The 18,476-nt window shown below is 62.3% G+C and carries 22 protein-coding genes; 4 read left to right on the top strand and 18 right to left on the bottom strand.

All coding sequences use genetic code 11. The annotated features are described in order from the left end of the window. Nucleotides 1–121: 121 nt before the first annotated feature. The 18 genes from SS05631_RS01540 to SS05631_RS01455 all read right to left on the bottom strand — a co-directional run bounded on the left by SS05631_RS01540 (nucleotide 122) and on the right by SS05631_RS01455 (nucleotide 14,776). Nucleotides 122–1,084 (bottom strand): flagellin, encoded by a 963-nt coding sequence (locus SS05631_RS01540; protein ID WP_037423923.1) that lies wholly within the window; start codon nucleotides 1,082–1,084, stop codon nucleotides 122–124. A gap of 302 nt (nucleotides 1,085–1,386) precedes the next feature. Beyond that, on the bottom strand, nucleotides 1,387–2,304 hold the full coding sequence (locus SS05631_RS01535; protein ID WP_037423920.1) for a flagellin: 918 nt from the start codon (nucleotides 2,302–2,304) through the stop codon (nucleotides 1,387–1,389). 303 nt (nucleotides 2,305–2,607) lie between these two features. Further along, nucleotides 2,608–3,528, bottom strand: a complete 921-nt coding sequence (locus tag SS05631_RS01530) for a flagellin (protein ID WP_037423917.1) — start codon at nucleotides 3,526–3,528, stop codon at nucleotides 2,608–2,610. Nucleotides 3,529–3,776: 248 nt separating this feature from the next. After that, nucleotides 3,777–4,685: a flagellin gene (locus tag SS05631_RS01525; protein ID WP_014761109.1), complete on the bottom strand. Its 909-nt coding sequence runs from the start codon at nucleotides 4,683–4,685 to the stop codon at nucleotides 3,777–3,779. Nucleotides 4,686–4,968: 283 nt separating this feature from the next. After that, on the bottom strand, nucleotides 4,969–5,706 hold the full coding sequence (fliP, locus tag SS05631_RS01520) for a flagellar type III secretion system pore protein FliP (RefSeq protein ID WP_037423914.1): 738 nt from the start codon (nucleotides 5,704–5,706) through the stop codon (nucleotides 4,969–4,971). A gap of 7 nt (nucleotides 5,707–5,713) precedes the next feature. After that, nucleotides 5,714–6,205, bottom strand: a complete 492-nt coding sequence (locus tag SS05631_RS01515) for a flagellar basal body-associated FliL family protein (RefSeq protein ID WP_037423911.1) — start codon at nucleotides 6,203–6,205, stop codon at nucleotides 5,714–5,716. A gap of 35 nt (nucleotides 6,206–6,240) precedes the next feature. After that, nucleotides 6,241–6,951, bottom strand: coding sequence for a flagellar basal body L-ring protein FlgH (gene flgH, locus SS05631_RS01510; RefSeq protein WP_037423909.1), 711 nt, complete (start codon nucleotides 6,949–6,951; stop codon nucleotides 6,241–6,243). Next, a complete protein-coding gene (locus SS05631_RS01505; protein ID WP_037423907.1) occupies nucleotides 6,948–7,487 on the bottom strand; it encodes a MotE family protein in 540 nt (179 codons plus the stop codon). The genes flgH and SS05631_RS01505 overlap by 4 nt, the downstream gene beginning before the upstream one ends. After that, entirely contained in the window at nucleotides 7,484–8,599 is a 1,116-nt protein-coding gene (locus SS05631_RS01500; protein ID WP_037423904.1) for a flagellar basal body P-ring protein FlgI, read from the bottom strand. Before SS05631_RS01500 ends, SS05631_RS01505 begins: the two co-directional genes overlap by 4 nt. Continuing rightward, nucleotides 8,596–9,105, bottom strand: a complete 510-nt coding sequence (gene flgA / locus SS05631_RS01495) for a flagellar basal body P-ring formation chaperone FlgA (protein WP_083854238.1) — start codon at nucleotides 9,103–9,105, stop codon at nucleotides 8,596–8,598. Before flgA ends, SS05631_RS01500 begins: the two co-directional genes overlap by 4 nt. Before the next feature lie 17 nt (nucleotides 9,106–9,122). After that, nucleotides 9,123–9,911 carry a flagellar basal-body rod protein FlgG gene (gene flgG, locus SS05631_RS01490; protein WP_014761102.1) on the bottom strand — a complete coding sequence of 263 codons (789 nt, stop codon included), beginning with the start codon at nucleotides 9,909–9,911 and terminating at the stop codon, nucleotides 9,123–9,125. Between the two features lie 11 nt (nucleotides 9,912–9,922). Further along, a complete protein-coding gene (locus SS05631_RS01485; protein ID WP_037423901.1) occupies nucleotides 9,923–10,258 on the bottom strand; it encodes a flagellar hook-basal body complex protein FliE in 336 nt (111 codons plus the stop codon). Further along, on the bottom strand, nucleotides 10,258–10,677 hold the full coding sequence (gene flgC, locus SS05631_RS01480; RefSeq protein ID WP_037423898.1) for a flagellar basal body rod protein FlgC: 420 nt from the start codon (nucleotides 10,675–10,677) through the stop codon (nucleotides 10,258–10,260). Before flgC ends, SS05631_RS01485 begins: the two co-directional genes overlap by 1 nt. 5 nt (nucleotides 10,678–10,682) lie before the next feature. Further along, nucleotides 10,683–11,063 carry a flagellar basal body rod protein FlgB gene (gene flgB, locus SS05631_RS01475; protein WP_037378607.1) on the bottom strand — a complete coding sequence of 127 codons (381 nt, stop codon included), beginning with the start codon at nucleotides 11,061–11,063 and terminating at the stop codon, nucleotides 10,683–10,685. 180 nt (nucleotides 11,064–11,243) lie between these two features. Next, nucleotides 11,244–11,795, bottom strand: a complete 552-nt coding sequence (locus SS05631_RS01470) for a hypothetical protein (RefSeq protein ID WP_037423895.1) — start codon at nucleotides 11,793–11,795, stop codon at nucleotides 11,244–11,246. 2 nt (nucleotides 11,796–11,797) lie between these two features. Further along, entirely contained in the window at nucleotides 11,798–13,198 is a 1,401-nt protein-coding gene (gene fliI / locus SS05631_RS01465) for a flagellar protein export ATPase FliI (protein WP_050988341.1), read from the bottom strand. A 71-nt stretch (nucleotides 13,199–13,269) separates the two neighbouring features. After that, nucleotides 13,270–13,995 carry a flagellar basal-body rod protein FlgF gene (gene flgF / locus SS05631_RS01460; protein WP_037423892.1) on the bottom strand — a complete coding sequence of 242 codons (726 nt, stop codon included), beginning with the start codon at nucleotides 13,993–13,995 and terminating at the stop codon, nucleotides 13,270–13,272. A 1-nt stretch (nucleotide 13,996) separates the two neighbouring features. After that, complete coding sequence (locus SS05631_RS01455; protein WP_037423889.1) at nucleotides 13,997–14,776, bottom strand: DUF1217 domain-containing protein; 780 nt, start codon at nucleotides 14,774–14,776, stop codon at nucleotides 13,997–13,999. A gap of 182 nt (nucleotides 14,777–14,958) precedes the next feature. Between SS05631_RS01455 and motA the strand changes: the two genes are divergently transcribed. The 4 genes from motA to fliG are packed head-to-tail and all read left to right on the top strand — an operon-like array spanning nucleotide 14,959 to nucleotide 18,476. After that, nucleotides 14,959–15,837 carry a flagellar motor stator protein MotA gene (motA, locus tag SS05631_RS01450; protein ID WP_037378598.1) on the top strand — a complete coding sequence of 293 codons (879 nt, stop codon included), beginning with the start codon at nucleotides 14,959–14,961 and terminating at the stop codon, nucleotides 15,835–15,837. Nucleotides 15,838–15,842: 5 nt separating this feature from the next. Next, nucleotides 15,843–16,790 carry a FliM/FliN family flagellar motor switch protein gene (locus SS05631_RS01445; RefSeq protein ID WP_037424100.1) on the top strand — a complete coding sequence of 316 codons (948 nt, stop codon included), beginning with the start codon at nucleotides 15,843–15,845 and terminating at the stop codon, nucleotides 16,788–16,790. 54 nt (nucleotides 16,791–16,844) lie between these two features. After that, on the top strand, nucleotides 16,845–17,417 hold the full coding sequence (gene fliN / locus SS05631_RS01440) for a flagellar motor switch protein FliN (RefSeq protein WP_037423886.1): 573 nt from the start codon (nucleotides 16,845–16,847) through the stop codon (nucleotides 17,415–17,417). Between the two features lie 27 nt (nucleotides 17,418–17,444). Further along, nucleotides 17,445–18,476: a flagellar motor switch protein FliG gene (fliG, locus tag SS05631_RS01435; protein ID WP_037423883.1), complete on the top strand. Its 1,032-nt coding sequence runs from the start codon at nucleotides 17,445–17,447 to the stop codon at nucleotides 18,474–18,476.

The raw sequence follows: 18,476 nt of genomic DNA, 5'->3' as shown, positions 1-18,476 counted from the left end.
GGCTAGCCGGTCAAACTTGTGCGAAAATGAAGGTTGTTGGACCGCGCCAGGGCAACAGCGCGGTCCAACCAGTCCCGCCTGATGCCGATGACCGGCGGCACGGCGGAAGCGAAGATCTCGCTTACTCCTGGAACAATCTGAGGATGTTTTCGGAGTTGGTATTGGCGATCGACAGCGACTGGATGCCGAGCTGCTGCTGGGTCTGCAGCGCCTTCAGGCGCGTCGACTCCTCGTTCATGTCGGCGTCCACGAGTCGGCCGACACCCTTGTCGATCACATCCATGAGGTTGGCGACGAAGTTTTCCTGCATCTCGATGCGGCTGGTGATCGCGCCGAGCGTCGCGGCGGAATCGGTCAGCTGGCTGATGAGCTCGTCGACGACGCTGATCATGTCGTCCAACTCGTTATCGGTAGTCGTTTCGGAAAGCGCGATTTCCGTTCCGGTCGGCGGGCTGCCGGCGTCGATCAGGTAATATTCGCGCGCCGTTCCCGTCGGGCTAGAGGCAAGCGCATCCGCATCCACCGCCATCGTCAGCAAGCCGGCGCTTGCATCCTGGACGTCGACGAGAATTGAGCCCGAGGTGTCGTAATCAAGCGTCGTAACCGAGACACTGCCATCCGCGCTGCGATTGAAGGAGGCGACGATGGATTTCGTGCCAACCGCCGTAGCCGCGTCGTTGTAGAGCCAGTTCTCACCCGAGAAGGATGCCGACTGGGCGGCCGAGACCAGCTGGTCCTTGAGCTGCGAGATCTCCTTGTCGATCTTGCTTTTGTCGACGCCGGGTTCGCGTGCCGCGACCAGCTTCGCCTTGACCTCGCTCATCAGCTCGATGACGGTATCCAAGGCCGCATAGGCAGTATCGACCTTGGCCGCGCCCAGGCCAAGCGCGTCCTGGACCGTCGAAAGCGCCGCATTGTCCGACCGCATCGTGGTCGCGATCGACCAATAGGCAGCGTTGTCGGCGGCGGTCTCGACGCGATAGCCGGAGGACACGCGGCTTTGGGTCTCGTCCAGGTTTCTGTTGATCGAACGCAAGGTCTGCAATGCCGCCATGGCGGCAGCGTTGGTCATGATGCTGGTCATTGGCTATCGCCCCTGTCGATGGGAGATCGAAGACATTCCGGGTGTGACCGGCAGGGATGGTGCGGCATCATGCGCGCTGCCACCGTTTTGCCCTGGGTGACAGACCATCGTGTTTAACAAAGCGTTAATGGGAAATGGTTAACAAATGGTTAACGCGGTTAACCGCTTGTTAAGGCGGGTGAAGAAAGGGTTACTTCACCGTTCGAGTACCGGGGACATCGACAACGACAAAAGGCCGCGCAATAGTGGCGCGGCCTTGCGAAGATAGTGTGCTTGGAGCCTCAGAAGGCTGTGGACAGATCCTACTGGCGGAAGAGTTGGAGGATGTTTTCCGAGTTGGTATTGGCGATCGACAGCGACTGGACGGCGAGCTGCTGCTGCGTCTGCAGGGCCTTCAGGCGAGTCGATTCCTCGTTCATGTCGGCATCGACGAGACGTCCGATGCCCGAGTCGATCGAGTCGGTCAGCGCCGCGACGAACTCCTCCTGAAGGCCGATGCGCATGGAGATCGAGCCGAGTTCCGAGGCCGCGCTGGTCATCGCCTGGAGGCCATCTTCGACGAGCGTCAGAGCTTCGGCCATTTCGGCGGTGTCGAAGCCGGTGATATCGAGAGCATAAATAGAGACGCCGATCGTCGCACCACCGGTGGTGCCGAGAATGCCGTTGGTGTCCACGATGGCGCCGGCGCCATCACCGCCGAAGAGCAGATTGCCCGTCGCCGTATCGTCGAGTGTATAGGCTGTGGTCTTCACCGAAACGGTACCATCGGAGGCGCGCACGAAGCCCGAGACCACGCTCTTGACGGCCGCGTCGCCGGCAACCCAGTTTTCGCCGCTGAAGGAGGCAGACTCAGCGATCGACATCAGTTGCTCCTGCAACTGGTCGATTTCTTCCTGGATCTTCGTCTTGTCGACACCTTCTTCGGTGGCGGCGACGATTTTCGACTTGATTTCCTTGACGACTTCGATGGCGCTTTCCATCGCGGCATAGGAGGTATCGACCTTGGCAGCCCCAAGTCCGAGCGCGTCCTGGACGGCGGAAAGCGCCATGTTATCGGAACGCATGGTGGTGGCAATTGACCAGTATGCGGCATTGTCGGCTGCCTCGCCGACGCGCAACCCTGATGAAACCCGGCCCTGCGTCGTCTCCATATTGTCGTCGATCGCGCGGAGGGTCTGAAGTGCGGCCATCGCCGCCGTGTTCGTCAGGATGCTGGTCATGGTCTGCTCGCCCCTCGAATGGCATTAGAATGAATTGAGCATTCCGGATTGCCGCCGGGACGAATGATCGGCTTCATGCCTGTTAACCCGCTGGTCACCTTGGTTAACTCATTGTTTCGGTGCGGCCAGCTAACGGGAACATGGTTAACAAACTCTAAAGGCGAGTTAACAAAATTAACAAAACCTAACAATTTCCTTGCGCTGGAGCCCAAATGCGCGAAAGCCGCGCCTTTCGCAAGGCGCGGCTTTCTGAAGTGGCTCGACCTATGAGGGAACGAGTGATCCCTGGTCCGGTTCCGTCGATTAGCGGAAGAGCTGGAGAACGTTCTCCGAGTTGCTGTTGGCGATCGACAGCGACTGAACGGCGAGCTGCTGCTGCGTCTGCAGGGCCTTGAGGCGGGTCGATTCCTCGTTCATGTCGGCATCGACGAGGCGGCCAACGCCGGAGTCGATCGAGTCGGACAGCTTCGCGACAAAATCTTCCTGCAAGCCGATGCGCATGGAGATCGAGCCGAGCTCAGCAGCAGCGCTGGTCATGGCCGAGAGTGCATCGTCCACATCCGACAGCACGTCATTCATGTCCGCCGTCGCCAGAGCGCTGATATCCAGCGAGTAGACAGCGTAGCCGCCGGCGGAAGCGCCGGCGGTACCCAGGATGCCGGTTGCCGTATCGAGAGCACCCGTGCCGTCGTCGCTGAACAGCAGGTTGCCGCCGGTGACGCCGTCGACAAGCGCATAGCTCGTCGTCTTGACGGAGACGGTGCTGTCGGAGGCACGGACGAAGCCGGACACGACGGTCACAGTGTTGCCGGCGACGCCGCCGATCCAGTTCTCACCGCTGAACGAAGCGGATTCGGCGATCGACAGCAGCTGTTCCTGAAGCTGATCGATCTCTTCCTGGACCTTGGCCTTGTCGACGCCTTCTTCAGTTGCGGTCACGACCTTGGCCTTGATTTCCTTCACGACTTCGATGGCGGATTCCATACCGGCATAGGCGGTGTCGACCTTGGCGGCGCCGAGCCCGAGGGCGTCCTGGACGGCGGAGAGCGCCATGTTGTCGGAGCGCATCGTGGTCGCGATCGACCAGTAGGCAGCGTTGTCCGAAGCCTCGCCGACGCGCAGGCCGGAAGAGACGCGGCCCTGGGTCGTTTCCATGTTGTTGCCGATGCTCCGCAGCGTTTCAAGTGCGGACATGGCTGCGATGTTGGTAAGAATGCTTGTCATTTCTGAGTGCCCCTTAGTGGCTGATTAAGAAGGGACATTCCGGAGTACGCCGGCAAGCGACGGTCAGCATCATGCCTGCTAACCAATTAATTTTGTTGGTTAACCCGCCGTTTCGATGGTGCTAGGAAACAGCAAGATGGTTAAGGAATGCTGAAGTGGAATAAAAAATGCGAAAAAGCCGCGACCGACTTCGGTCGCGGCTCTTTTCCAGCGTTGCGGCACGGTCAGCCCCCGTGCCGGTTCGCCGATTAGCGGAAGAGCGACAGGATGTTCTGCGAGTCGGAGTTGGCGATCGAAAGCGCCTGGATCGCAAGCTGCTGCTGCGTCTGCAGGGCCTTCAGACGGGTCGATTCCTCGTTCATGTCAGCGTCGACGAGGCGGCCGATACCGTTTTCGATCGAGTCGCTGAGTTCGGAAACGAAGTCAGCCTGCAGATCGATGCGGGTCGACATCGAACCGAGCGAAGAGGCAGCGCTGGTCATCGCGGTGAGCGCGTCTTCGACGTCGGAGAGCGCTTCTCCGAGCGCGGTCGCGTCCATTGCAGAGATATCGAGGCCGTAGACATTGTTGCCGTTGGTGCCGTCGGTGCCGAGGATGCCGGTCGCGGTGTCGAGACCACCGGCGCCATCGTCGGCGAAGAGGAGCGTACCGTCAGCCGCATCAGTAAGGGCATAGCTGGACGTCTTGATCGAGACGGTGCCGTCCGAAGCGCGGACAAAGCCGGTGACGACGGTCTTGGTCGCTGCCTCGCCGGCAATCCAGTTTTCGCCGTTGAACGAGGCCGATTCCGCAATGCTCAGGAGCTGGTCCTGAAGCTGGTCGATTTCTTCCTGGACCTTTGCGCCGTCGACACCTTCTTCCGTTGCGGCGACGATCTTCGCCTTGATTTCCTTGACGACATCGATGGCCGCTTCCATACCGGCGTAAGCGGTATCGACCTTGGCGGCGCCCATGCCGAGGGCGTCGGTGACCGACGAAAGAGCTGCGTTGTCAGAACGCATGGTGGTCGCGATCGACCAGTAAGCGGCGTTGTCAGAAGCAGAGCCGACGCGCATGCCCGTGGAAATGCGGTTCTGCGTATCTTCCATGCTGGAAGAAATGGAACGCAGGGTCTGGAGAGCGGCGGTTGCCGAGCTGTTGGTGAGAATGCTTGCCATGATCGTTGTCCCTTTTACGAAATACTTTTGGGGGGACATACCGGGCTGAAGAGGTTACCGGTCACGACGATCCGGCATCATGCCACTCGGTTCCGCTCAGCTCGTGAAGGACACCAAACCCGTCGTGTGAGGACGAAATTCGCAGCCATTTCTTGCCAACACCTTAATCGGCGAGGCACCCCGAAGGCGACGCTAGAACGTAGTGAATCGCGCGTGAAATCCTATACTTAACGGACTGTTGCGGGGTCCCGGAAATGTCTTAACGAGGGACGCCGAGGCGGGCTCAGGTGAAGGAGCGCACCAGGCTGCCGACGAGCAGGTTCCAGCCGTCGATCAGCACGAAGAACAGGATCTTGAAGGGCAGCGAGATCGAGGTCGGCGGCAGCATCATCATGCCCATTGCCATGGTGATGGTCGAGACGATGAGGTCGATCACCAGGAAGGGCAGCATGATCAGGAAGCCGATCTCGAATCCGCGACGTATCTCCGAGATCATGAAGGCGGGCACCACGGCTCGCAGATCCACCTTGTCGTCGACGACGACGGTCTGGCCCTTTTCGCGGGCGATGTCGATGAAGAGCTGCAGGTCCTTGTCGCGGGTGTTGGCGAGCATGAACTCGCGGAAGGGTTCCGACATCCGCGTCAGCGCCTCGGTCTCGGAGATCTCGTTCTTCAGGAGCGGATCGATGCCGTCGCGCCAGGCGCGGTCGAAGGTCGGCGCCATGACGTAGAATGTCATGAACAGCGCCAGCGACACCATGATCATGTTCGACGGCGTGGTCGCAAGCCCCATGCCGGAGCGCAGGATCGCAAAGGCGATGACGAAGCGCGGAAAGCTCGTCACCATGATCAGGATACCTGGGGCGACCGAGAGGACGGTCAGGAGCCCGAAGGTGCGGATGATCCAGGAGGCGACCGAACCGTCGACCGGCGTGTTCAGAATATCGGCGGGAAAGCTCTGGGCCCCGGCAATTCCCGACATCGCCATCATGGCGACTATAAAGGCAGTAGTCCGGAGCATCAGCGAATCATTGGATGACGAAGGTTCGGAACATCACATTGGTTACGCGCCCGTCGGAGCGCAGGTCAACCCGTTCCCGGATGTCATCCCGGAGATATTGAAAGCCGCGCGGCCCCTGAATTTGCTGCAGCGACAGGGTCTTCAGATAGGCCGCGATGTCCTGGTGGATTTCTTCTGCGAGCGCGACGTCGGGCGCGCCCTTGAACTGCAGCGCGACCTCGATGCGGACCCAGTTTTCGGCCGGGTAGGCAAGGTTGGTGGTGATCGGCTCGAGTTGGACGATGCCGTTGGCTTCGGTGGCGATCTTCGGAAGACCCTCCTCGCCGGTGGCGTGCTCAGGCAGTTCGGCGGCAGCCTCCGGCTTCTTCGCCGGTGGCGGGGCCAGAAGGGCGCCGACGAACCAGCCGCCGCCGCCGGCAACGAGCGTCAGCACGGCGATCGCGGCAATGGTCATGACCAGCGACGGGGATTTCGGTTCTTTAGTGTCGGTTTCTTCCATCGTGCCGCTCCGTTCCGGTACTGGATGTCACCCGATCAGATCGGCGAGACGAGATCCACGACCTGTTGGCCCCATGGCGGCTGCTGCACTTCCATCAGCCGGCCGCGGCCGCCATAGGAGATGCGGGCCTCGGCAATGCGGTCATAGGAGATGATATTGTCCGCATCGACATCCCGCGGCCGGACGATGCCGGCGACGTTGAGGATGCGCAATTCGTGGTTGACGCGCACTTCCTGCGAACCGCTGATCAGCAGGTTGCCGTTTTCAAGCACCCCGGTGACCACGGCCGCGACGAGCAGCCGGAGCTTTTCGGAGCGCTCGGTCTTGCCGTCCCCTTCGGTCTTGGTGTTCGATCCGTATTTGAGATTGCCGGACCATTCGAAGTCGCTGGTCTGCGATTCGCCAGCGGCGCCGAGATTGAAGCCGCTGGAATTGGTGCGGCTGCGGTCTGTCTCGTTGTTGAAGGACGCCTTGTCGTCGATCTGGATGTCGACGGTCAAAATATCGCCGACATTGATGGCGCGGGCGTCCTTGAAGAGAGCGGCCTGCTGGTCGTTCCACAGCGAATAGCCGGCGGTCATCTGATGCGGCTGCTTCGGATAACTGGCGAGCTGCGGCGTCTGGGTGTATTGCAGGCCGCTGCCGATCGGGCTCATCGACGGCGCCTGGCCGATCTCCTTGAACGCCTGATTCTGACATCCTGCAAGGAGGCTTGCGGCCAGAAGGGCCGTCAGTTGCAGTCTCATGATGGCTCCTTCGAGGTGTTCGGGTCGCTGGCGCTGGAAATGATGTTGGTGAGCACCGCGGCCTTTTCGTCGCTCATCTCGCTGAGGATCAGCGAGGACTGGCGCGCCGGCAGCTTCATGACGATCGCAGCGGCGATCTCCGGGCGCACCATCTCGAGCTTGCCGGCGGCCGCATCGGGCTTCATCGTCTTGTAGATATCGACGAGCCCGAGTTCCGCCTGCTTCAGAAAATCGTTGCGGCGTTTCAGCCAGTCCTCGTATTCGGCCCGGCGCTTTTCCAGCGCCGCGATGCGTTCGTCGACACTCGCCTGCAAGGTTTCAAGGTCCTTGCGCTGCAGCAGATAGCGCTGGTCCCGCGCCGCGTCGGCGATATTGGTGCAGAACTGCTGGATTTCGTTCGTTGCACCGTTTTCGACCGGCGGCGCGGTGACGTCCTGTGCGAAGGCGCCCGGCATTGTCAGCATCAGCGTAGCCGCGGCCGCGGCCACGAGCGTACGGCGAGATGTGCCGAGAAGATGGGAGAGAGTTCCGGTCATTGCAGCACAAGCTCCGCCTGTAGGGCTCCCGCCGTCTTTATGCTCTGCAGGATCGCGATGATTCCGTCCGGCTTGACGCCGATGCTGTTGAGGCCCGCGACGAGCGAGCGAAGGCTCGACCCGTTGAGGATCGCGACGGTGCCGCCGTCCGCCTGCGCCTCGATCGTGGTATTCGGCTCGACCGCCGTCTCGCCGCGCGAGAAGGGCGCCGGCTGCACCACCGTCGGCGTTTCGGTCACCTGCACCGTCAGCGTGCCGTAGCTGACCGCGACTTCGTTGACGCGTACATCCTGGCCGATGACGATCGTGCCGGTCCGTTCGTTGATGACGACGCGCGCGGGCACGTCCGTTTCGACGACGAGATTCTCGATATCGGCCATCAACCGGGCGAGATCGGCCATTTTCGGCTTCTGGACGAGGACTGACTGGGAATCCATGGCTTCGGCGATGCGGCCGCCGAACTGCGCGGCGGCAAACTTGTTGATCGCCGCTGCCATGCCGACGGCGGTGGAAAAGTCCGGGTTGCGCAATTGCAGCACCAGGTTGAAGCCGTCCTTGAATTTCGACGGCAGCTCGCGCTCGATGATCGCGCCGTTCGGAACGCGGCCGGCCGTGGTCACGCCCTGCGACAGAGCGGCCGCGTCGCCCTGGGCACTGAAGCCGGTGACCACGATCGAGCCCTGGGCCACCGCATAGATCTGTCCGTCGGCGCCGGAGAGCGACGTCATGACCAGCGTGCCGCCGCGCAGCGACGTCGCGTCGCCAAGCGAACCGACGGTGACGTCGACGCGGCTGCCGGGACTAGCGAAGGGCGGCAGCGTCGCGGTAACGAGGACCGCTGCGACGTTGCGCGTCCGAGACTCGCCGCCCTGGGTCGAGATGCCGAGATTTTGCAGCATGGCGCGGATCGACTGGTCGGTGAACGGCGAGGAGCGCAGGCTGTCGCCGGATCCCTGCAGCCCGACCACCAAGCCATAACCGATCAGCTGGTTGTCCCGACCGGCCTGCAGCGAGGCCACGTCCTTGATGCGCGACGCGGCATAGGCGGGCGTCAATGTCGCCGCGAACAGCAAGGACACGGTCAGCAACCACTTACAAATGCGCACCATCATTTCGCCACCACATGGATCGTGCCGTCGGCCATCACCGTCCCGGACACGATGACACCGCTATCGATGTTGCGCGCGCGGATCAGTTCGCCGATCGCTGCGTCTTCAAGCGGCGAGCCGGCGGCGGTGATCGTCAGCCCGCCCTTGTTGAAGATCAGCCGAACCGTCGAGCCGCGCTCGACCGCGTATCGGTCGCGTAGCGCCGAGGTGAGGATCACCCGTCCCGGCAGAAGCGTGCGCTTCGTCACCTTTCCCTCGACCTCTTCAAGCGACCCGACATAGCCGTCGGTGATATCCGGATTGGTCACGTCGACCACTTCCAGCATGCTCGCCTCGATGGTTTCGCCGGGATAGATGGTCTGCTTCGGGATGACGGCGGTCGGCTGCTGTGCGGCAGCGAGCCCCGGCGACAGCAGCGCGGCGGCGATCGCCGCAGATGCGAGCGATCGCATGAAGCGCGCTTTTCGGCTCTCGACTGCTACCCTTGCGGCGGATCGGCGAAACATCATGTTTGCCCCTCTTCCCGTTACCTGAGGTTCTTGCTCACCGTGGCGGCCATTTCGTCTGCGGCCTGAATGACCTTGGAGTTCATTTCGTAGGCGCGCTGGGCCGAGATCAGGTCGGTGATTTCCTTGACCGGATCGACGTTGGACGATTCCAGATAGCCCTGCTTGACCTGCGCGAAGCCGGGATCGGCCGGCGTGCCGACGATCGGCTCGCCGGATGCCGCGGTCTGCTTGAAGAGGTTTTCGCCCTGCGGCTCCAGTCCGGCTTCGTTGACGAAATTGGCGATCGTCAGCTGGCCGATTTCCTGGGTCTCGGTCGCGTCGCCAATTCTGACGAGGACCTGGCCGGACGCGGAAACGGTGATCTCGGTCGCGTCCTGCGGCACGGTGATACCGGGAACCACCGTATAGCCGTCGATGGTGACGAGCTGGCCGGTCGCGTTGGTGTTGAAGGCGCCCGAGCGGGTATAGACCGTTTCGCCGTTGGGCGTTTCGACCTGGAACCAGCCGCGGCCGACAAGCGCAAGGTCGAGGTCGTTGCTGGTGTTGACGAGGCTGCCCTGGACATGGAGGTTGCGGACGGCGGCCGTCTGCACGCCGAGGCCGACGATCGCGCCTTCCGGCACGATTGCTTGGTTCGAGCGGTTCGGCACGCCTTGGGCGCGCTCCGTCTGGTAGAGCAGGTCCGAAAATTCCGCGCGCGCCCGCTTATAACCGGTCGTGTTGATATTGGCGATGTTGTTGGCGATGACTTCGAGATTCAGCTGCTGGGCATTCATGCCCGTGGCGGCGATGGAAAGGGCCTTCATGTCACGTTCCTTCAGATCTGCATGCGGGCGATTTCGAGATAGGCGGTGACGACCTTGTCGCGGACGGCGATGGCGGTCTGCAGCGACTGTTCCGCACTCATCACCGCATCGACGACCTCACGCGTGTTCGCCTCGCCGCGGATCGCCTGAAGCGACGCTCCTTCGGCCGATTTCATCGAGCGGATGGCGTCCGTGGTCATGGTGCCGAGGACTTCGGCGAAGCTCTGCGATTGCGGGGCGGAAGCTGCGGCGCCCGGCAGGGAAAGCGCGGTCGAGCCGGTCAGGCTGGTGCCCTCGGTCTCCTTCAGGTTCGAAAACGCGCCGACGGACTGAATTGCATCGATCATTATTGCGAAGCCCTCAACAGGTCGATTGTCTGGGAGATGAGATCGCGGGACTGCTTGATGGTCTGCAGGTTGGCCTCGTAGGCGCGATTGGCTTCGCGCATGTCCGCCATCTCGATCAGGACGTTGACATTCGGCATTTTCACCATGCCCTTCTCATCGGCCGCCGGATTGCCGGGATCGAACTCGATGCTGAAATCCGAATCGTCGGTGCCGAGGCGCTGGATCTCGACGAGCGACGCGCCGCTCGCCCGGTCGACTTCCGCCGCAAAGGAAATCGTCTTGCGGCGATAGGGATCGGCGCCGGGCACGTCGCCGGTGGAGCGGGCATTGGCGATGTTTTCGGAAACGACACGCAGGCGCGTCGATTCCGCCTGCAGGCCCGAAGCCGAAACCTTGAGTGCCGAGGTCAAAGGATCCATGGATGTTACTTCCGTACGGTCATGAGCATCATCCGGTGAAAGGATTTCACCAGCCCGGAATTGAGTTCGTAGTCGCGCTTGATTTCGCCCGTTTTCATCATTTCCTGCTCGATCGCGACGGTATTGCCGGACTGCTGCACGGCGACATCGTCGATCATGCTGACCTCGGTCACCTGCGCGGCATCGGGGCTCTCGGTGAAATGGGCGCGATGGGTCGCCGCCATCTGGATGCCGGTATTCTGGAGCACGGTTTCGAAAGGCTGGACGTCCTTGGCCTGGTAATGCGGCGTATTGGCATTGGCGATGTTGCCGGCAACGACATTCTGGCGGACCGTCAACCATTGGGCCTGGCGCGACGCGAGTTCGAAAAGTTGAATCGGATCCATCGAATACTCCTCATGAGATGAGGAGGACCCTAGGCGGGTAATCTTGCGTGGGACTTGTCGGGAACCTGGGACGAGGAACCAAATGCACGAATTCACGGCGGGGCCTTTTTGGCGGCGAAGCGCTGTCTCGCCGAATTCTGCCGTATGCGGCAGCTCCGAGCCGAGGTGCAACGCAGCGCTCTACCTCGACTCGAAGACCTCGCCCTTGGAGGTGATCATCACCCAGCGGCCGTTGCGCTCTTCGAAGGTGGCAAGCCGGCTGTTGTCCGGCAGGACCGAACCGACCCGGACGATATACATGCCGGTGGCGTCCTCGATGAGCGCTCTTCCATTGGCGACGTGCATCAGCTTGAAGCCAGACGGCTCGGGAAAGGGCTGTTCCAGGCCGGCTTCCGGCTCATGTGCGGCCGCCGCCGGTTGATGCTCCAGCCCGGGTACAGTCGCCGTCGTCAGCCGGTCGATCGCCGCGGCGGTCTCCTTGTCCATGTCGGTCATCGCCAGCGGCGAAACCGATACTACGCCGCGGCCGGGGCGCTCCGGCAGATCCCGCGTCGTTCCCTGCCAGAGCGGCGGGATCGAGAACTCATCCTGGTGCAGGAAGGCGTACCAGGGGAAGAAGGTCGCAAAGGCGGCCATGGCCAACCCGATCGCGCCGAGAACCTTGTCGGTCAACGGCATCTTGGCGTCGCGCCGGCGCTGATGGACGATTTCGTCCGCTTCGTTGTCGGTCATTGCTATCCCTTCGCCCGGATGCCTGAGGCGGGCTGGTTGCCCATGGCGGCTGCCTTCAGCGCATTGGCAAGGTCGGTGAAGGCGTCGGCGGCGGACCGCTCGCCGGGCGTCTGCTTGAGGACGTCATAGATGACGGGAACCTGTTTGATCGCCATGTCGAGGTCGGGGTCGCCGCCGGCGCGGTAGCCGCCGATCAGGCGCAGGTCGCGGGTCTCCTCGAAGCGATGAATGAGCGACTTCAGCCGCGCGACGAGCTTTTCCTGATCCGGCGTCCAGGCTTTTCTTGCCAGGCGCGAGATCGAGGCCAGCGGATCGATCGGCGGATAGCGCCCTTCCTCGGCGAGGCTGCGGTCGAGGACGATGTGACCGTCGAGAATGCCGCGGGCCGAATCGGCAACCGGATCATTGTGATTGTCGCCGTCGACCAGGATCGAGATGATCGCGGTAATCGTGCCGGCGCCTTCTGCACCGGGGCCGGCACGCTCGAGCAGGCGCGGCAATTCGGTGAAGACCGAAGCCGGATAGCCGCGGGCGATCGGCGGCTCGCCGGCGGCCGTCGCCACCTCGCGGATCGCATGCGCGAAGCGCGTCACGCTGTCGACGATCAGGAGAACGTTGTCGCCCTTGTCGCGGTAGTGCTCGGCGATCGTCACCGCCGTCAGCGGCGCCATTTTCCTCAGCATCGGGCTCTCGTCGCTGGTGGCGACGACGGCAACCGACTTGGCGAGATTGTCGCCGAGCGTATCCTCGATGAATTCGCGCACTTCACGGCCGCGTTCGCCGACCAGCGCAATCACCACCTTGTCGAAGGCGTCGGCGCGCGCCAGCATCGAGAGCAGCGTCGACTTGCCGACGCCGGAGCCGGCGAAGATCCCGAGGCGCTGGCCGAGGCAGAGCGGCGAGAAGATGTCGACGGCGCGCACACCGGTCTTGAACCCCTGTTCGACCCGCCTGCGGGTCATCGACGGCGGCGCGGTATTGGAGATCGAACGGCGAATATCGCCCTGCATCAGCGGGCCCAGACTATCGATCGGCTCGGCCAGCGCATTGATCGTACGGCCGCACCAATTGTCGGTCGGCGCGATGCGGAAAGCGCCTTTGCGGATGACGGTATCGTGGATGCCGATCGGATCGCCGGGCTCGATCGGGCAGACGACGACCCGCTCCGGTTCGACGCGCACGACTTCGCCGAGATGGGTGCCGGTCGCGCTCTTATGCGCCACGAAATCCCCGAGCCGCACATGCCGGGAAAGACCGCTGACGGTATAATGCCCCGGCGAGATCGTCTGGACATGGCCGCCGGGAGCGATCGAAAAATCGGGCTTGGCATAGCGCTCGACGAGGCCGGCAAGCGCCGCCAACGAGGTCGAAGCCGGAATGATGTCAGAGCCTTGTCTTTCCATGCAGATTCCCGTTGCGATCGGCCCGGCCCGGCTGTCTCGCCGGGAGCCGCTTCACACTTTCCTTCGTTCGCCTAGCGCTCGCCGCCCAGCGTCTTGATCGCCTCTTCAAGCGACCCTTCGCTGTCGCGCATCAGGGCCGTGACATTGTCGAAGGCGCGGGTCACCATGATGAGCTGCGTCATTTCCTGGACGGCATTGACGTTCGATTCTTCGAGGAAGCCCTGCATCACGCCGACATCGAAGCGGTCGACGACGGGCTGCGCTTGAGCGGCCGGCATCACAGCGCTGTTGTCATAGCGGACGAAGCCGCTGGAGAAATCCGCCTCGTAGAGGCCAAGCAGCGCGACCTGGGCGCCGTTCTGGTGGATAGCCCCGTCGGCACCGACGGTGATCTCGCCCGCTCCGCCGTTCAATTGGATCGGCGCACCGCCCGCATCAAGCACCGGATATCCCTTGAGGGTCACCAGTTCGCCCGTTTCCGTCAGCGTGAAGCGGCCGTCGCGGGTCAGCGCCGGGCCGCCGGGCGTGTCGATGTTGAACCAGGCGTTCCCCTTTATGGCGAAGTCGAGCGCAGAACCGGTCCGCGCCAGGGCGCCGTTGCTGGTGCTCAGATATTCCTCGCCTTCGGACACGTAGGAAACGCGGGTCGGCTTCGTATCGCCGAGCACCTGGTCGAACTTCACTTCCGTGGAACGGAAGCCGACCGTGTTGGCATTTGCGATATTGTCTGCAAGCGTGTTCAAGCGCTTCTCAAGCGCCATCTGCGAGGAAAGCGCCACATAGAGGCCGGTCTGCACGTCAGTGTCCCCCGAGTTTCAGATTGTTGATGGAGAGGAGCAGGTCGGGGGAAATTCCGTAGCCGCTCGAAGAACCGAAAACCGCAAGGGGATCGTAGCCGTCGGAAGAATTGCTGATCTCCCAAAGGGCGGTGAAGCGATCGATGAAGGCCGCGAGCTTCACCGGATCCTGGAAATCCTTGAGGTCGATTGCTTCCTCATAAGCTTCTGCCTGCCGATCGACGTCGGCCGCGGCAAATTCTTCGGGAAGCTGCAGCGCCGTCCGCACCACCTGTGCCAGCGCCTCGTCGGCAATGATCTCGTAACCGCTGGTGAGCAATGGCGCCGTGCGCTCGAAATAGAGCGCCAGCCTGACACCGGTATTCTCCTCGCCGGCATTCTGCTCCAGCGTCTGGCGCGTGTATTTGTCGACGACGCCCTTCTGCGCGCGTTCGAAGGAGGTGGCCGTCTCGCTATGCCGGGCGAAATTGAGCGATTCGACCAAGGCCTTGTAGCGACTGTCCGCCAGCTTGTTGGCAAAGGCGTCCTCGCTGTCGACACCCTCCGTCAGCACCTTGCGCATGAAGGCCTTGGCGAAGGCCATGTCCTCCAGCCCGTGCGCTTTCATCGCATAGTCATAGAGCCGGCTGTCGGCAAAGAACTCGTCGAGCGTTTTGATGCTGCCGATCCTGGAAAGGTAGTATTCCGTCTCGCGGGCCACCTGCGGCTCCTCGGAGACGCGCTCCAGCGAGCTCGTAAGGTCGGCGGTTATCAGCTTGTAGCTCGTATAGGTCGTGGTCACGATCGCTCGCCTGTCCGGAATGGCGGCCCGGCGCGATGGCCCGACCTTGCCGAATCCTGCCTCTATTGGCTTGCGCGAACCTGTACGGCGCGGCGGTCGCGAGCGGGCCTCACGGCCAGCCTCACGCAAGGAAGAAATTCTATTCCGTCGTAGGTAAATCACGATCGCGACAGGTATCGACAATGAACATCATCATCGGGCTTCTTGTGACTTTCGGCTGTATCCTCGGCGGCTACCTCGCCATGGGCGGTCACCTGGAAGTCCTCAACCAGCCTTTCGAGCTGATGATCATCGGCGGGGCCGGCATCGGCGGCTTCATCATGGCCAACTCGATGAAGGTGGTGAAGGATACCGGCAAGGCGCTCGGCGAGGCGTTCAGGCACAAGGTGCCGAAGGAGCGCCACTACCTCGACACGCTCGGCGTGCTCTACAGCCTGATGCGCGACCTGAGAACCAAGTCGCGCAACGAGATCGAGGCCCACATCGACAACCCGGAGGAATCGCCGATCTTCCAATCCGCGCCGACCGTCCTGCAGAACAAGGAGCTGACGGCGTTCATCTGCGACTATGTGCGGCTCATCATCATCGGCAATGCCCGCTCGCACGAGATCGAGGCGCTGATGGACGAGGAGATCCATACGATCACTCATGACAAGATGAAGTGCTATCACGCCTTGACGAGCATGGGCGATGCGCTGCCGGCGATCGGCATCGTCGCGGCGGTTCTCGGGGTGATCAAGGCGATGGGCGCCATCAGCGAGGCACCGGAAGTGCTGGGCGCGAAGATCGCCGCCGCACTCGTCGGAACGCTGCTCGGCGTCTTCCTCTCTTACTCGATCGTCGGTCCGCTCGTCGCCAACATCAAGGCGGTGCGCGAAAAGCAGAACCGGCTCTACGTCATCGTCAAGCAGACATTGCTTGCCTACATGAATGGCTCCGTTCCCCAGGTCGCCCTCGAATATGGCCGCAAGACGATCTCCGCCTATGAGCGACCGTCGATCGATGCGGTCGAGCAGGAGATGATGAACCCGGGCGGCGGCGGCGAAAGCAAGGCGGCTTGAACATCATGAATCCGAGCACCGCATCGAACGTCTACGCTTTCGACAAGAGACTGCTGGCGCGCATGACCGGCGCGCTCGGCGACGACAAGACCATCGGCCGCATCGCTCTCGATCTCGGCCATGTCTTCAGCGACCGGCTTCCCGATTTGCTCAAGCAGGAGACGCGACACGACATTGCCATCGGCTATGCCGGCTTCAAGATGGGGCTCAGGAACGAACTCATCGCCGAACTCGGAGAAGCGGTTCTGCTCAGCGACGTTTCGCTGCGCAACTGGTGCGCCGATTTCCAGATCGGCTGCGACAGCCCGGTTCTCATCACTCTCGTCGAAGCCCTGCTCGGCGCCGAGCCCACCGACATCGAGGAGCCGCTGCCGCGGGCACTCTCAAAGATCGAGATCGACGTGGCGGTGCCGGTGTTCGAGGCCATCGCCGAGGTCGTACGCATGGCGGTCAATGCGCCGGGCGGCTTCGAGCCGGTGGTCGACCGGCCACATAACGGTGCCGAACGGCTGCCGCCCGACCCGGCCATCGAGGACGTCTACGCCGCCTCGATCGACATGACCTGCGGGCTGGGGCCGGTGCTTTCCACCTTTTCGGTGATCGTTCCGCAAAGCGTGCTGCTCAAGACCCAGATCGTCCCGTCCCGGAGCGCCGGACAAAACGACAGTATGAAGACGGATTGGAGCGAGCAGCTCGAGGAGCAGATTCGCCGCTCGGCCGTGACGCTCGAGGCGCGCATCCAACTGGAAAACCTGACGCTCGATACGATCAGCCGGCTGCAGCCCGGAGACGTGATCCCCTTCCATGACGGCCAGGACGTGCGGGTCGAGGTCAACGCCAACGGTCGCGATCTCTATGTCTGTGAGTTCGGCCGGTCGGGGGCGCGATACACGGTCCGCATCAAGGACACGCACGGGTCCGAAGACGACATCCTTCGCCACATCATGAGTTAACCGGCCTCGCATCGCAGAATGCCTGAGGCAAGCTTCAACTGGAATAATCCGCACATGGTACGCAAGAAAGCAGCATCCATCGAAGAACAGGCCGCCTTTGCGGGAGACGCCGAGCTCGACCAGGCAATCGACGACCTGCGCGGCGTTCTCAAGCAGGACGGTGCGGCAACGGATTTCGGCGGCGATTTCGCTGCCGCCGAACCTTTTGGCCAGGCCGGGGATTTCGGCGGCGATCTCGGTGCCGGCGGCTTCGGCGGCGATTTCGCTGACACGTCCCTCGGCGGCGGTCTCGATATGGGTGCCGGTTTTGCCGGCAGCGATTTCGGCGGCGACGATTTCGGTGCTGCGTCAGGCGCTGCGCCGGGCAGCGGCATGGCGTGCAATATGGACCTGATCATGGACATTCCGATCAATGTCCAGATCGTCCTCGGCACCAGTCGAATGCAGGTCTCCGGCCTAATGGGCCTGACCGAGGGCGCAACGATCGCGCTCGACCGCAGGATCGGCGAGCCGGTCGAGATCATGGTCAACGGCCGGGTAATCGGCCGTGGCGAGATTACCGTACTCGAGGGCGACGTGACCCGGTTCGGCGTCAAGCTCATCGAGATAAAGGGCAGCAAGAAATAGCCCGATGATCGGGCGAGGGATGAATCCATGATGGATTTCGAAAGTTTCGAAGGGCAGGCACTGGCAACACCGCTCAGTCAGACGGAAAAGGCCGCCGCCGTGCTGCTCGCCATGGGGAAATCCGTGGCCGGTAAACTATTGAAATTCTTCACGCACAGCGAATTGCAGGCAATCATCGCCGCGGCCCAGTCGCTGCGCGCCATCCCTCCCCACGAGCTCGAGGCGCTGGTCAACGAGTTCGAGGATCTGTTCACCGAAGGCGCCGGCCTGATGGACAACGCCAAGGCGATGGAGAGCATTCTCGAAGAGGGCCTGACGCCGGACGAGGTCGACGGCCTGCTGGGGCGGCGCGCCACCTTCCAGTCCTACGAGGCAAGCATCTGGGACCGGCTGCAGGAATGCGATCCGGTCGCCGTTGCCGACTCGCTCGCCAAGGAACATCCGCAGACGATCGCCTATGTGCTTTCGATGATGCCTTCTAGCTTCGGCGCCAAGGTGCTGCTGCAGCTGTCGGACAAACAGCGCCCGGACATTCTCAACCGCGCCGTCAACATGAAGAATGTCAGCCCGAAGGCTGCCTCCATCATCGAGACGCGCGTCATCGAGATGATCGACGCGATGGAGGCCGAGCGCAATTCGCCCGGCCCGGCGAAGATCGCCGAGGTGATGAACGAACTCGAGAAGAAGCAGGTGGACACGCTGCTCGCCTCGCTGGAAACGATCAACACCGATTCCGCCAAGAAAGTTCGGCCGAAGATCTTCCTGTTCGACGACATTCTCTACATGCCGCAGAGAAGCCGAGTGCAGCTCTTCAACGACGTCTCGACCGACATCATCACCATGGCGCTCAGGGGCTCGGCGCCGGAACTGCGCGAATCGGTCCTCGCATCCGTCGGCGCACGCCAGCGGCGCATGATCGAATCGGACCTTGCGGTCGGCGATGCCGGCATTAACCCGCGTGACATCGCCATCGCCCGGCGCTCGATCACCCAGGAAGCGATTCGGCTTGCAGCCAGCGGGCAGCTCGAGCTCAAGGAAAAGGAATCGGAAGCCGCCTGA

The organism is Sinorhizobium sp. CCBAU 05631, from assembly GCF_002288505.1.
GTDB classification, from domain to species: domain Bacteria; phylum Pseudomonadota; class Alphaproteobacteria; order Rhizobiales; family Rhizobiaceae; genus Sinorhizobium; species Sinorhizobium fredii_C.
This window is presented reverse-complemented; position numbering and strand designations above follow the sequence as displayed.